The 12,272-nt window shown below is 40.0% G+C and carries 11 protein-coding genes; 8 read left to right on the top strand and 3 right to left on the bottom strand.

All coding sequences use genetic code 11. The annotated features are described in order from the left end of the window. Positions 1 to 47: 47 nt before the first annotated feature. Positions 48 to 992, bottom strand: coding sequence for a COX15/CtaA family protein (locus N1I80_RS16915; protein WP_445683665.1), 945 nt, complete (start codon positions 990 to 992; stop codon positions 48 to 50). A 293-nt stretch (positions 993 to 1,285) separates the two neighbouring features. Here N1I80_RS16915 and cyoE point away from each other — a divergent pair, with 293 nt between their 5' ends. The 8 genes from cyoE (at position 1,286) to N1I80_RS16875 (ending at position 9,811) form a co-directional block, all read left to right on the top strand. Continuing rightward, positions 1,286 to 2,203 (top strand): heme o synthase, encoded by a 918-nt coding sequence (gene cyoE, locus N1I80_RS16910; protein WP_340739010.1) that lies wholly within the window; start codon positions 1,286 to 1,288, stop codon positions 2,201 to 2,203. 99 nt (positions 2,204 to 2,302) lie between these two features. After that, the gene (gene coxB / locus N1I80_RS16905) at positions 2,303 to 3,370 is read left to right on the top strand and encodes a cytochrome c oxidase subunit II (RefSeq protein WP_340739009.1); all 1,068 of its coding nucleotides are present in this window, start codon (positions 2,303 to 2,305) and stop codon (positions 3,368 to 3,370) included. A gap of 44 nt (positions 3,371 to 3,414) precedes the next feature. Next, the gene (gene ctaD, locus N1I80_RS16900; protein ID WP_340739008.1) at positions 3,415 to 5,289 is read left to right on the top strand and encodes a cytochrome c oxidase subunit I; all 1,875 of its coding nucleotides are present in this window, start codon (positions 3,415 to 3,417) and stop codon (positions 5,287 to 5,289) included. After that, entirely contained in the window at positions 5,289 to 5,915 is a 627-nt protein-coding gene (locus N1I80_RS16895) for a cytochrome c oxidase subunit 3 (RefSeq protein WP_340739007.1), read from the top strand. The genes ctaD and N1I80_RS16895 overlap by 1 nt, the downstream gene beginning before the upstream one ends. 1 nt (position 5,916) lies before the next feature. Next, positions 5,917 to 6,264, top strand: a complete 348-nt coding sequence (locus N1I80_RS16890) for a cytochrome C oxidase subunit IV family protein (protein ID WP_340739006.1) — start codon at positions 5,917 to 5,919, stop codon at positions 6,262 to 6,264. Positions 6,265 to 6,765: 501 nt separating this feature from the next. Then, complete coding sequence (locus tag N1I80_RS16885; protein WP_340739005.1) at positions 6,766 to 8,052, top strand: RNA-guided endonuclease InsQ/TnpB family protein; 1,287 nt, start codon at positions 6,766 to 6,768, stop codon at positions 8,050 to 8,052. A 287-nt stretch (positions 8,053 to 8,339) separates the two neighbouring features. Continuing rightward, a complete protein-coding gene (gene ctaG, locus N1I80_RS16880; protein WP_340739004.1) occupies positions 8,340 to 9,281 on the top strand; it encodes a cytochrome c oxidase assembly factor CtaG in 942 nt (313 codons plus the stop codon). Positions 9,282 to 9,349: 68 nt separating this feature from the next. Beyond that, positions 9,350 to 9,811: a DUF420 domain-containing protein gene (locus tag N1I80_RS16875; RefSeq protein ID WP_340739003.1), complete on the top strand. Its 462-nt coding sequence runs from the start codon at positions 9,350 to 9,352 to the stop codon at positions 9,809 to 9,811. Between the two features lie 136 nt (positions 9,812 to 9,947). Here the strand turns inward: N1I80_RS16875 and serC are convergent, their stop codons facing one another. Both serC and ytvI read right to left on the bottom strand, forming a co-directional pair. Beyond that, a complete protein-coding gene (serC, locus tag N1I80_RS16870) occupies positions 9,948 to 11,045 on the bottom strand; it encodes a 3-phosphoserine/phosphohydroxythreonine transaminase (RefSeq protein ID WP_340739002.1) in 1,098 nt (365 codons plus the stop codon). A gap of 136 nt (positions 11,046 to 11,181) precedes the next feature. After that, positions 11,182 to 12,240, bottom strand: coding sequence for a sporulation integral membrane protein YtvI (gene ytvI, locus N1I80_RS16865; protein WP_340739001.1), 1,059 nt, complete (start codon positions 12,238 to 12,240; stop codon positions 11,182 to 11,184). Between the last annotated feature and the right edge of the window lie 32 nt (positions 12,241 to 12,272).

Raw genomic sequence — 12,272 nt, 5'->3', positions numbered from 1 at the left:
ACAGTAAGAAAAGGACTGCTTCTGACAAGAAGGCAGCCCAGTAATTATTATTTATGTGATTTACCTCTTGAAACGAGTAGTATCATGTAAGTTAGCAAACCAAATAATAATGTGATAAATAGTGAATGAAGTAAAGCAATATAAAGATTAAGTTTTGTTAGAACGACTAGCATACCTGTTGCAGCCTGGGTTGCTACAAGGATGAATGCGATGATCCAACCCCAATAGATGACACGCTGCTCTTTATAATTGCGGATAGCGTGGATCATAATAACGGCTAACCAGATAACGATCAATGCTGCTGCTGCACGATGACCCATCTGTACCCATTCATACATGTTTCTTGGCAGTTCAAAGCCGCTATTCCGACAAAGTGGCCAGTCCAAGCAAACTAGCCCAGATTCAGTATGGCGGACAAGTGCGCCCGTATAAACAACGATGTAGGAATAAACAGAAACACCAATTGTATGCCATTTCAATTTGTTACCTATGCGTAATTTATCCGCATCAAACTTTTGATCTACCTCAAAGATAAGAAGTGTTAATAATAGGACTGAGGCAAAAGAAATAAGTGAAATACCAAAGTGGAGTGCAAGGATGAAATCACCTTGTCCCCATAATACTTGGGCAGCTCCAATTAAAGCTTGTAAAACGAGAAAGAACACGGCCATGGAGGCTAAAAATTTAGTTTCACGAACATGTCCCATTGCCTTCCAAGACCAGATAGCCAAGATGACGATAAATATACCGACGGCCCCAGTGACGAGTCGATGTGAAAACTCAATGAGCACTTCGGCGGTAATTTCATCGGGAATCAGCTGTCCATTACAACCGGGCCAATGTCTCCCGCAGCCCATACCGCTATCAGTCTTAGTAACAAGGGCTCCACCTAGAAGAATTAATAACATACCAATTGTTGAAGCAACTGCAAACCATTTTAAATACTTGTTATATCGCAAAAATAAGACACCTTCTTTATAATTGTTGACCATCGTGTAAAAGGTCCCCGCTTTTTTGATGATAACGAAAAGAACACGGAAAAACAATGACAAGTAGTTAAAAATAGGTCAGTAGTCACTCTTTTCACAAATTGTTCATAAAAAAGACGTTTTTACTTCACAAAAGGTATGTAGAAATGATTTACTATTAGATAGGGCAATACATTACATAAGTAAATATTTTACGTCAGCAGGAAGTAATTTTGTTTTAGTATAGAAATATTACCTAAGTTTCGATATAGTTAAGCATAATGATCTTCGCCGACATTTTTGAAAGGAGGGGAAGTATGTCGAACAATCGAACAATTTCTGCACCTACTGAACCGACTATTGGAACGACATCAGTACTGAAGGATTTTTTAGCACTCATTAAAATCGGGATTGTCAATTCCAATATGATTACGACATTTACCGGTTTATTTTTGGCCTTTCAATTCACGGGTAGAAACTTTCTTCACAATATAGATTTACTCGTATTTGCGCTTGGGGGATCGGGATTGATTATTGCCGGTTCTGCCGCACTTAACAACTTGATTGACCGTGATATTGATCCAATCATGTCCAGAACAAAGTCTAGACCAACAGTTACTGGACGATTTAAGGCATCCGCTGTGTGGACACTTGCATTCACATTTATCGTTGTAGGTGAAATTTTGTTGTTTGCTGCATCGCCAGCAGCTGCTCTATGGGGGCTTGCAGGCATCTTTAGTTATGTTGTACTCTATTCGATGTGGTCGAAGCGGAGATACGTAAGTAACACCATTGTGGGGAGTATTTCAGGGGCAATCCCTCCTTTAATAGGATGGGCTGCTGTAGAACCATCATTGAGTATAGGTGCATGGGCGTTATTCCTAATTATGTTCATCTGGCAACCACCACATTTTTATGCACTTGCGATGCGGAGGACGGAAGAATACCGTGCGGTTAACATACCGATGCTACCTGTAGTGAAAGGCTTTGCAAGAACAAAGAAATCCATGCTGGCATGGGTGATATTTTTATTGCCATTACCGTTTCTTCTTACGGAGCTCGGGATTGGCTTTCTCGCGCTTGCAACCGCATTAAATCTGGGATGGCTTTATTTGGCGGTTAGAGGTTTCAAAGCGAAGGACGATTTGAAGTGGGCGTCTGTTATGTTTGTTTATTCGCTAAATTACATGACAATCCTATTTGTCGCGATGATTATTTTCTCCATATTCATCTAACTACCCGGAATTCTTTCTTTTGACAGGAATTCATATAGAGAGGTTAGCAGTCCTCAAAAATAGAAAAATATTTTTTGGAAAGAGAGGTATCATTAAGCTATGATGAAAGGACTCAAAAAGTGGCGTCTCTTTTCTCTATTGGCAGCTCTTACAGTGTTCCTGGCAGGGTGTGGTCAAGAAGAGCTATCTACGCTTCTTCCGGCTGGTCAGGTCGGACAGGATCAATTTAATTTACTGATGTTAACGGTAATAATCATGTCATTGGTAATCCTTGTAGTAGTACTCATCTACGTTATTGCAATTGTCCGTTTCAGACGATCAAAGCAAGGTGAAAAACATATTCCTGAACAAGTAGAGGGAAGCCATACATTGGAATTGGTTTGGACAATTATTCCGATTATTCTTGTCATAATTCTCGCAGTTCCAACCGTTTATTACGCATATAAATTTGGAGATGTGGCGGCAATGGAGGCTGTTGATGAGGACGGTAATGCAGAAAACCTAGTCGTCGATGTAACAGCGAAACTTTACTGGTGGGAGTTTGAATACCCAAGTTTAGGAATCGTTACTGCTCAAGAGCTAGTCGTACCAATGGACGAGAAAGTATACTTTAACCTACTTGCGGCAGATGTAAAACACTCGTTCTGGATTCCAGCAGTTGGAGGAAAGATGGATAATAACGTTGAGAACGTTAATAAGTTTTACCTCGTATTTGAAAAAGAGTCGAAAAACCTAAAAGATGGTGTGTTCTATGGTAAATGTGCGGAGCTTTGCGGCCCATCACATGCACTAATGGACTTTAAAGTGAAAACTTTACCACGTGCTGAATTCAATCAGTGGGTAACGGCTATGCAGGCGACAGATGATCGTGTTGCAGATACAGCTACTACACAGGGCGAAGAGCTATTCCAACAAAGCTGTATTGGATGTCACGCAACTTCTGCTGTCGGTGAAACTGGCGCAATTGGACCAAACTTAGCATCGTTTGGTGACCGTAATCGCGTCGCTGGCTTCATGGACCATAATAAAGAAGAATTAGTAAACTGGATTTCTGATACTCAGAAATATAAACCAGGTAATACGATGCCATCATTTGGGCAGCAATTTTCCGATCAAGAACTTGACGCTCTTGCGGAGTATTTGATGGGACTTACAGTTGAAAAATAATTTCTAAATGTCGTTAACATGATTTTGAAGGGGAGGTAAACAAATTGAGTTCAGTTGCTCAAAAGAAAGGCTTTGGCGCAACGCTGTGGGACTGGATGACGACGGTTGACCATAAGAAGATTGGTATCCTTTATCTCCTTGGTGGAGGATTCTTCTTCGTAGTCGGGGGTATTGAAGCCCTAATCATTCGTATCCAGCTTCTAGAGCCTAATAATGATTTCATCAGTGCAGGGCTTTTCAATCAGGTCATTACCATGCACGGAACAACGATGATATTCCTGGCAGCCATGCCAATATTAATTGGTTTTATGAACGTTGTCATGCCGCTCCAAATTGGAGCACGTGACGTAGCATTCCCATTCCTTAACTCATTAGGTTTTTGGATGTTCTTCTTCGGTGGAGTGTTCTTGAACGTTTCTTGGTTCTTCGGGCAGGTTCCTGATGCAGGTTGGACATCTTACGCTTCACTGTCTCTCGCATCTGAAGGACATGGCGTTGACTTCTATGCCATTGGTTTACAAATAGCCGGTGGTGGTACGTTAATTGGGGGGATTAACTTCCTCGTAACAATCATTAACATGCGTGCTCCAGGGATGACATACATGCGTATGCCACTCTTTACATGGACTACGTTTGTTGCATCAGCAATGATTTTATTTGCATTCCCACCACTTACGGTTGGACTATTCTTCCTAACATTCGATAGAATGTTTGGCGGTAACTTCTTTGACCATACGATGGGTGGTAATACAATTATTTGGGAGCATATCTTCTGGATATTTGGTCACCCTGAAGTATATATCTTAATTTTACCAGCTTTCGGTATTTTCTCGGAGATTTTCTCAATCTTCTCTAGAAAACGTCTATTTGGTTATTCGGCAATGGTATTTGCCACTGTTTTAATTGGTTTCCTTGGATTCATGGTTTGGGCTCACCATATGTTTACAGTTGGTCTTGGGCCAACAGCAAACGCAATCTTCTCGGTAGCTACAATGACCATTGCCATCCCTACAGGTGTGAAAATCTTTAACTGGTTGCTCACCATATGGGGGGGGAATATCAAGGTTACAACGCCTATGCTATATGCCCTTGGCTTCATCCCATCATTTGTAATGGGTGGAGTAACAGGTGTTATGGCTGGTTCAGCACCTCTTGACTATCAGATACATGATACGTACTTTATCGTAGCTCACTTCCACTACGTAATTGTTGGTGGGGTTGTTCTTGGGATTCTAGCTGCTGTTCATCTATGGTGGCCAAAAATGTTTGGAACAATGTTGAGTGATAAACTAGGTAAAATCGAGTTTTGGTTCTTCTTCATTGGGTTCCATATGACATTCCTCATTCAGCACTGGTTAGGATTCTGGGGAATGCCACGTCGTGTTTGGACATATATGGACGGTCAAGGCTGGAACTCAGCTAACGCGATCAGTTCTCTAGGTGCGCTATTCATGGCAATCGGTGTAATTACACTTGTTGTGAATATTATTATTACAACGAAGAAAAATGTGCGTGTTGGTAATGACCCATGGGAAGATGGACGTACGCTTGAGTGGGCGATTTCTTCACCACCGCCGTTCTATAACTTTGCTCAAACTCCATTGGTGCGTGGACTTGATACGTACTGGATTGAGAAAATGGAAGGCAATAAGTCGGGAATTACTGCGGCTGAGCCTGTTGCAGACATCCATATGCCACATGGTTCGATTATTCCATTCTTCATGAGCTTAGGACTATTCATTGCTGGATTTGGTGCAATGTTCCGTACTGAATATTCATGGGGGCTTGCAGTTCTTATCATTGGTTTAGTTTGGACATTCATCGCAATGTCACTTCGTTCTGTGAAGGATGATTTAGGTTACCATGTTAAGAAAGAAGATATTTTGAAGGATCTAAAACGTAAAGGGGGTCAAAACTAATGGATTTAAACAAAAAATTCACCCCTGAGACGTGGCCAGACCATCCAGAAAAAGCAACGTTAGAGGCGAAAAATAAGTTTGTTGGTTTCTGGCTCTTCCTTGGTGGAGAGACAATTCTATTCGCTACACTTTTCGGAACCTATCTTGCACTGAAAAATAAAGGACCAAGCGGCTTTGAGTTTTCGACGCAAGAACTTTTTGAATTACCACTTGTATTGGTCATGACGATGCTTCTTCTTACATCTTCATTGACGAGTGTTTACGCGATGTATCATTTAAAGAACTATGATTTCAAGAAGATGCAACTTTGGCTTGCCATTACTGCACTACTTGGACTTGGTTTTCTAATGCTTGAAGTGTATGAGTTTGTGCATTATATTGGTCTTGGCTTTACTTATGATAATAGTGCATTCAGTTCTGCGTTCTATACGCTTGTCGGGACGCATGGTTTCCACGTAGCTATCGGGCTTGTGTGGATTACGCTACTAATTTTCCGTAACGCGAAACGCGGATTGAACTTGTATAATGCGCCTAAGTATTATACTTTCTCGCTGTACTGGCACTTTATCGACGTTGTTTGGGTATTCATCTTCACTGTAGTCTATTTGATGGGAGTGATAGGTTAATATGGCGGACATTACAGTTTACAAAAAGTCACCAGCTGAATTTGAGTTAGGGCGCAAGCGTGCGAAAAATGCGATGCGTAATCAGATTATGATGTTTGCGCTCATGATTTTCATGACACTTATCTCATTTGCGATGGTTACAGCTTATCAATCTGAAGTTGCAGGGTTCTCGCAGTACTTTGTAATCCCAACGCTTCTATTATTTGCTGTCGTTCAAATTGCTTTACAATTATTTTACTTCATGCACATGAATGAAAAAGGACATGGTATTCCTCAAATGTTTATGTTTACAGGCGCGTTACTAGCATTTGTATTCGTTTTAACATTTGTCTCAATTGTATGGTGGTAATGAAACTTGAATCAGGGGGAGTTCAAACTCCCTGCTGATTCAAGTTTAGCCTCCGGCGGATGTCAGGGATTTTGAAAGGAGTTAATTGTGAATCGAACAGCAAAGGGTTCGATTTGCCGTATTTCTGCGTTTTTTGCAGAAATTAAGGCACTTAGATAAGCACAATTCAAAATCCCGACACAATTACGCCGTGGCGTAGTTGATTGATTGCAAAAGCCTGTGAAGATTTTATCTTCTACAGGCTTTTCCTGTTTTAACTTGCTTCAGCAGAAGTCCTCCACTTCTATAAGTGGCGGGATGAATGCCAGAAAAGCATTTCAATCAGAGGGAGTTCAAACTCCCTGCTGAATCAAGTTAAGCCTCCGGCGGATGTTAGGGATTTTGTGGGGAGTTAATTGTGCTGTGCACAATTCAAAATCCCAACTCAATTACGCCGAGGCGCAATTGATCATCCCAAGGCAGAATTCTCCTTCCTCAACGCAAAGCGTAGGTAGGAAATGAATGCTTGCATTTGATACGAATTTATATAGAACATCCGTTTCAACCTGTGGTATGATTGGTTGTAAGAATAATCAGTTAAGGGAGATTGGAGGGATGAATATGATTCGTTGTCTTAAAACATCTTTTCGGGCGAATAAGGAAACGATTGACCGATTATTTCAGTGTAATCAAGTTTCTGGGGAAGTATGGAATCGCTGTTTGGAACTTGCGAAAGAACATCATCTAAAAACGGGAAAATGGATCACGAAAAGTGAATTACAAAAAAGTACAAAAGGGATCTATCCGATTCATTCCCAATCAGTACAAGCTGTTTGCCATAAATATTTATTTGCCCGAGATTCGGCAAATAAAGCCAGAAAAGCAGGTCATGCAACTAAATATCCCTATAAACAGAAGAAACACTTCAATACAAAATGGGCGAATAATGGTTTCAAGGTGTTTGGGAACGGTAAAATCGAATTATCGATGGGCATTTTTGAGGGTAAAAGGCAGGCTCCTCTTGTTGTTTGGACAAAAGAAATCCGAGTAGGTCAAATTAAAGAAATTGAATTGATTTTCGACCGTCAACTCATGCTATCGATTGCTTATGAAAACGGCCAAACAGCCAAAGAACATGCCTTTGAAAATCGTGCAGCTATCGATGTCGGCGAAGTACACACCATTGCGGCAGTGGCTGAGAATGGAGAAAATATCATCCTGACTGGTCGTAAAATTCGCTCGATTCATCGACTGCGCAATAAAAAACTTGCTGAACTACAACGGAAAATGAGCAAGTGTACAAAAGGTTCTAAGCAGTGGAAAAAGTATAACCAAGCAAAAAAATATGTGCTTTCCAAAAGTGAAAGACAGCTCCAAGATGGGCTTCATAAAACGACAAAACAATTTGTTGAGTGGTGCGTTGAAAATGAAGTGAAAGAAGTGGCATTTGGCGATGTAGACGGAGTGCAACGGAATACCTCTCGTCGAAAAAAGAAAAAGGTTCGGCGTCGAACGACGAACCAAAAACTATCGAATTGGTCTTTCGGTAAAGTATACACCTATTTGACGTACAAACTAGAAGTAGAAGGCATGACAATTGAGAAACATGATGAAAGTTATACGACACAACAATGTCCTTGTTGTGCGAAGAGACGTAAAGTGTCTTCGAGATTGTACAAATGCCCATGCGGTTACTCCAACCATCGTGACATTCATGGTGCAGCCAACTTCTTTGCTAAAACATTTTATGGGGAAATCAGAGAACTGGATTTCAGTTTGAAGCATACAAAGTATCTACGGATTGCCTAATGGCAAGAAGTAGTAGATGGTCAGTTCCGACCCTGCTTATCGTCAGATAAGTTGTTGCCTACTGTAGTTGTCGAAAGTGATTCCTGTGATTCATCACAAAAGAGAAGTGTCACCCACTTTTCTTATTGGAACGCTGTTGTCAATATTGTAGGAAACCTCCACTTCAAAAACGAATCGTTTTAAGTGGCGGGAGGTTCATGGATCAAATGTCATAGTTCGTACATTGAGTTAAGGTGTTATTCGTTTTATAATAGAACAAGACTTATTTAGAAAGGAGCAACTATAATATGATGCCTCTAAGCATATTTGGATTTCGTGCATTATGGAGTCCATGGTTTTTACTAATAATACTAATCGGCATCGCGTTGTATATATTTCTTGCAACAAAGATGCGTCATCGATTTGAAGGAACTGAATCACTCACACGTAAGCAATTCCTGTTGTTTTTATTGTCAATGGTTTTACTATATGCGGTAAAGGGATCACCTGTCGATTTAATGGGCCATATTTTATTTACAATGCATATGGTGCAAATGGCGTTATTATTACTTCTAGTAGCTCCGTTACTAATTATCGGGATTCCTAACTGGATGTGGAAAAAAGTTTTTGATATAAAAATACTTGCTCGTATTATTGGTGTGCTGACAAAACCAGTTATTAGCCTAATTATATTTATCGGAATGTTTTCGATTTATCATATCCCCATTATTTTGGATAGTGTAAAACTGAGCGCACCATTGCATACTATTTTTACGATTACGTTATTTTTAGCAGCGATGTTGTTTTGGTGGCCCGTTATTAATACGTTAGAGGGACAACCAAAGCTTCATGGACTGAAAAAAATTGGTTATATTATTTTAAGTGCTATTTTTATCACGCCAGCCTGTTCACTGATTATTTTTGTTGATGTTCCAGTCTATGAAACGTATCAGAGTGGGGAAGCATGGCTGAAAGCAATGGCATTATGTGTGCCTGCTGGTACGCTGGCAGGGTTATCTGGATTGGGAATTTCAGGACCTGAATTGTTTACGAATATGGAGACATTGACGGATCAGCAACTAGGTGGAATTCTTATGAAAGTCATACAAGAAATTGTTTATGTTTTTGTTATCGGTAGTGTTTTTATAAAATGGTATAAGGAAGAACAAGATAACGCAGAAGAAATTACAAAAAAAGCTCTAGTAGATCTAGAGCAGCAAAGATTAGCGTTGCAAGAACACCAATTGTAACTTGAGTCAGAGGGAGTTCAACCTTCCTCTGGTTAAGATGAATTTGTCTGAAAAGGGGAATATAGCGAATGACTGTGCCATTACTGCCTACAATCAGTACATTTTTAATTGTCCTATCGGCTATTTTTGTAGTCATTGGCTGGAATCTTATTCGAAAAAAGAACATTGAAGCACATAAAAAAATGATGTTGGCAGCAGCTGTTTCAGCGATTCTTTTTTTGATTATTTATATGTCAAGAAGCATTTTTGTAGGTAATACGGCATTTGGTGGTCCAGATTATTTGAAGGTGTATTATACGATTTTCCTCGTTTTTCATATCTGTCTTGCGACGACAGGTGCAGTACTTGGAGGAATAACAATTCACGCAGGATTGAAGAATAACTTGGTCAAACACCGGAAAATGGGTCCTACAGCAAGTGTTATTTGGTTGTTTACAGCGATTACGGGTGTTGCTGTCTATTTGTTACTTTATGTTTTTTATGAGAGTGGAGAGACGACATCAGTCTTTAAGGCCATCTTTGGACTGTAAATTGCTCGCTTAAAAGGACATTTAAATTATAAAGCAGTTTGGAGAAGTATCATTGCTTCCCAAGCTGTTTTTTTCTTTAATAAAAAAAAGAGAGGGCACTTTACCCAGATGGATAAGCGCCTTCTCTTTTTGTCTATCACTGATTGTTCTTTTGAAATTGAAGCATAAATTCACTAAGCGCTTTACAAGCTTCCAAAGGAACGGCATTATATGTTGATGCCCGGCATCCGCCAACGGAGCGGTGACCATTTAAACCAACAAAGCCAGCATCTTTTGCCTCTGCCAAAAACTTTTTCTCTAATGTCTCATCAGCTAGACGGAACGTAATGTTCATAAGAGAGCGGCTTTCCAACTGCGCATGACCCTGATAGAAACCATTGCTGTTATCGATAGCATCATAGATTAGTTTCGCCTTTTCCTCATTACGTTGTGCGATGGCTTCTACCCCACCAGATTCTTCAATCCAGCCCAGTACTTCACCAAGCATATAGATCCCGAAAGTAGGAGGAGTATGGTACAGCGAGTTGCTGTCGGCATGTGTCGTGTACTTCAATGTTGTTGGGATGTTGGGATTCCCTTTTTCCAACAAATCTTTACGGATAATGACGACCGTTACACCAGAAGGCCCCAGATTTTTTTGGGCACCTGCGTAAATAAGGCCAAACTTGCTCACATCTACCGGCTTGGACATGATATCACTAGACATATCGGCAATTAACGGGACGTTTCCTGTATCGGGAAGGTCCTTCCACTGGGTACCGTAAATGGTGTTGTTTGTTGTGATGTGAATATAAGCGTCATCATCGTTAAATGTTAGTTCATTCAACTTAGGGATTCGGTTGTGCTTGTCGGCTGCTGTACTAGCAACCTCGTAGGGCTCACCAAATAATTTAGCCTCAGAAAATGCTTTTTCTGCCCAAACGCCCGTCATAATATAGCCCGCTTTTTTTCCAGACTGCAAAAAATTCATAGGAATCATTGAGAATTGATGGCTTGCCCCACCTTGTAGGAACAGGACCTCGTAATTTTCTGGAATTGAATAGAGTTTCTTTAGGCGTTCAATTGCTTGATTATGTACATCTTCATAAGGCTTGCTACGATGGCTCAGCTCCATGATAGACATACCGGTACCACGGAAATTGATCAGTTCCGTTTGCGCTTTTTCCAGAACGGCTAAAGGAAGTGCTGAAGGGCCTGCGTTAAAGTTGTAGACGGATTGAATCGTTTGCGTCAAATTACTCACTCCATATAGTATGAATTTTTAGTTATACAAACGATTATACCTTAAAAAATACATTTAGGTGTACTATTTTTTGAATTGAAGCCGAAAAACAAACGTCCCAACTTCGTTTGCCTTCATTCACACGGACCTAGATTCTAAAATTCATTTTAATAATTCCAGCTTCACGTGCTGTTGTAAATAAGATAATGATAAGTGGGCCGATGAAAAGTCCAAGGAAGCCCATCAGTTTCAATCCAACGAACATAGAAATTAGTGTTGGAAGTGGTGATAACCCAATTTGGGAACCCATTATTTTTGGTTCGACAGTTCTGCCGACGATGAGTAGGATGACAGCTAGAATCGCCAATTTCGTAGCAGTTGCAATATCTCCACTTATGAATAGATACAATGACCAAGGTGCCAGGATAACAATGGACCCGAGTATAGGAATGATATCGATAATCCAAATTACAAGAGACATCATAACTGCATACTTAGGTATGATTAAAAGAAGGCCAACGAATGTGACCGCCAGGATAATAAAGCTCATCAACAGTTGGGCTTTTATGAAACCGAAAATAACGGAGTTGAGGTTTGTAATCATATAGCGAACTTTTTCTGCGGTTGACGTCGTCAAGTGCCTAAATAACATTTTTTTCAGTTCAGGTAATTCGAGCATAAAGAGGAACAAAGCGATAAAAAAAACAGTGAAGCTGATGAGAAAGTTTGGAATTTCAGTCATCAGCACCATAACCTTCTCATAACTTAGTAAGCTTAGAATGGATTCACGCATCGCTTCAAATATATCTTTGAATTCTTTTCGGATAGGTTTGATGACTTCATCGGGTAATACGGAAGTGTATTGAAACAATTTACTTTGACTATCGATCCATAAACCTGACAATGAATTTAAATAATCAGGTACTGCTTCTATGAACTTTATAATCTTGCCGATTAATTGGGTAACGATGTAATAAAGTGCAAAGGCGGTAACTGTAAGGATAAAAATGAAAATGGAGGTGACAGATATTTTTCGATTCCATTTACATTTTTTTTCTGTGAGTTTAACGAGCGGGTCGATTAGTATTGCAGTAAGAAGTGCAAGAATGAGAGGGATTGAAACAGGAATAATAAAGATGATAATTAAAATCATGAAGACTATGCTTAGTGTGATGATAAAATTACGTTTTGTGAGCCATTTTGTCAAAGGTCATTCCCCCAGAGTATTCACTACAGAAG

Source organism: Sporosarcina sp. FSL K6-3457, assembly GCF_038007285.1.
Classification (GTDB): domain Bacteria; phylum Bacillota; class Bacilli; order Bacillales_A; family Planococcaceae; genus Sporosarcina.
Note: the sequence above shows the minus strand (reverse complement) of the source record. Positions and strands in the feature narration are given on the sequence as shown.

Bases quoted from the DNA above. Each gene is read 5' to 3' on its own strand.
- N1I80_RS16915 (WP_445683665.1), bottom strand. From the start codon at position 992: ATGGTCAACAATTATAAAGAAGGTGTCTTATTTTTGCGATATAACAAG.
- cyoE (WP_340739010.1), top strand. From the start codon at position 1,286: ATGTCGAACAATCGAACAATTTCTGCACCTACTGAACCGACTATTGGA.
- coxB (WP_340739009.1), top strand. From the start codon at position 2,303: ATGATGAAAGGACTCAAAAAGTGGCGTCTCTTTTCTCTATTGGCAGCT.
- N1I80_RS16895 (WP_340739007.1), top strand. From the start codon at position 5,289: ATGGATTTAAACAAAAAATTCACCCCTGAGACGTGGCCAGACCATCCA.
- N1I80_RS16890 (WP_340739006.1), top strand. From the start codon at position 5,917: ATGGCGGACATTACAGTTTACAAAAAGTCACCAGCTGAATTTGAGTTA.
- N1I80_RS16885 (WP_340739005.1), top strand. From the start codon at position 6,766: ATGCTTGCATTTGATACGAATTTATATAGAACATCCGTTTCAACCTGT.
- ctaG (WP_340739004.1), top strand. From the start codon at position 8,340: ATGATGCCTCTAAGCATATTTGGATTTCGTGCATTATGGAGTCCATGG.
- N1I80_RS16875 (WP_340739003.1), top strand. From the start codon at position 9,350: ATGACTGTGCCATTACTGCCTACAATCAGTACATTTTTAATTGTCCTA.